2 protein-coding genes are annotated in these 1,432 nt (G+C 71.0%); both read left to right on the top strand.

Features of this window, described 5'->3' with window-relative positions:
• Positions 1-66 precede the first annotated feature (66 nt).
• The gene (locus E2C05_RS31750) at positions 67-495 is read left to right on the top strand and encodes a transposase (protein WP_158292501.1); all 429 of its coding nucleotides are present in this window, start codon (positions 67-69) and stop codon (positions 493-495) included.
• A complete protein-coding gene (locus E2C05_RS31745) occupies positions 495-1,397 on the top strand; it encodes an IS3 family transposase (RefSeq protein WP_133223583.1) in 903 nt (300 codons plus the stop codon). Before E2C05_RS31750 ends, E2C05_RS31745 begins: the two co-directional genes overlap by 1 nt.
• Positions 1,398-1,432: the final 35 nt, after the last annotated feature.

The raw sequence follows: 1,432 nt of genomic DNA, 5'->3' as shown, positions 1-1,432 counted from the left end.
TGAGCTGCACCCGGTTTCCCTGGACACCCTTTTGCCCAAGGCGAACCCGGAACGATGATGTGCGGCATGAACGAGATCGAAGATCGGAAAGCAGATGATGGGCCTGTGGGCAGCGAGGGCGGGCGCAGCCCGTCCACGCTGTCCACAGGCCAAGCGCGGCCTGGCGCGTCGGAAGGGTCTGCCATCGGCCCGCTCGGCCCCGGCCAACGCTGGAGCGCCGGGCGCAAGCGGGCGGTCGTGCTGCGGCTGCTGGCGGGCGACAGCGTCGAGCTGCTGTCGCGCGAGCTCGGCCTGCCGGTCTTCAAGCTCGAGCAATGGCGCCAGAAGGCCGAGGCCGCGCTGGACGGCGCGCTGAAAGAGCGCGACGCGGACGCCGCCGAGGACGGCCAACTCGCCGCGGCGCTCCGCCGCGTCGGCGAACTCAGCATGGAGAACGAGCTGCTGCGCTCGCGCATGGAACGCCCCGGCCCTTTGGGGCGGAGGCGGTCGCGGTGATGGCGGCGAGCACCTCGCCCACGACCAGGCGCCGCTATGGCGTCGCCCGGGTCTGCCGGGTCTGGCAGGTACCGCGCTCCAGCTACTACGCGGCCAACGCCGCGGCCGCGCCGAAGCCTGGTCCAGCCCTCCGCCGCGGCCCGAAGCCCACTATCGCCGACGCGGCGCTGCTGGCCGCGATCCGCGCCGACCTGGCGCGCTCGCCCTGGACCGGCGAGGGCCATCGCAAGGTCTGGGCGCGGCTCCGCACGCAGGATGGCATCCGGGTCGCGCGCAAGCGCGTGCTGCGGCTGATGCGCGAACACCATCTGCTCTCGCCGCACCGGGCCCGGACCCGGCCGGAGGCGCAGCACGACCGCCGCATCACCACCGACGCGCCGAACGTCATGTGGGCGATCGACGCCACCCAGGTCACGACCGTCCGGGACGGCAAGGTCTGGCTCTTCGGTGTCGTCGAGCACTGGAACGCCGAACTGCTCGGCTGGCACGTCGCCAAACGCGGCACCCGCCACGAGGCGATCCAGGCGCTCGGCATGGCGGTCCGCCAGCAGTTCGGCCATCTCGGCCGCGATGTCGCCCGTGGCCTGGCGCTGCGCCACGACCACGGCAGCAACTTCATGGCCGACGACTTCCAGCGCCAGATGCGCTTCTGGGGCATGTCGCCGAGCTACGCTTTCGTCGCCGAGCCAGAGACCAACGGCTGCATCGAGCGGCTGTTCCGTACCCTGAAAGAGCAGGTAGTCCACGGACGGATATTCCAGACCATCAACGACGTGTGGGACGTCATCCGCGCCTTCGTCACCCGCTACAACGCCGAATGGCTGGTCGAGAAGAACGGCCATCGCAGCCCCGCCGACAGGCGCGCCGCCTGGCAGGAGGAGACCTTCAGGCGCGCCGCGTAGCCCAACCAGTTGTCCAAGGAGCCGGGTGCGGTACA

Source organism: Paracraurococcus ruber (genome assembly GCF_004353985.1).
GTDB lineage: Bacteria > Pseudomonadota > Alphaproteobacteria > Acetobacterales > Acetobacteraceae > Paracraurococcus > Paracraurococcus ruber.
Note: the sequence above shows the minus strand (reverse complement) of the source record. Positions and strands in the feature narration are given on the sequence as shown.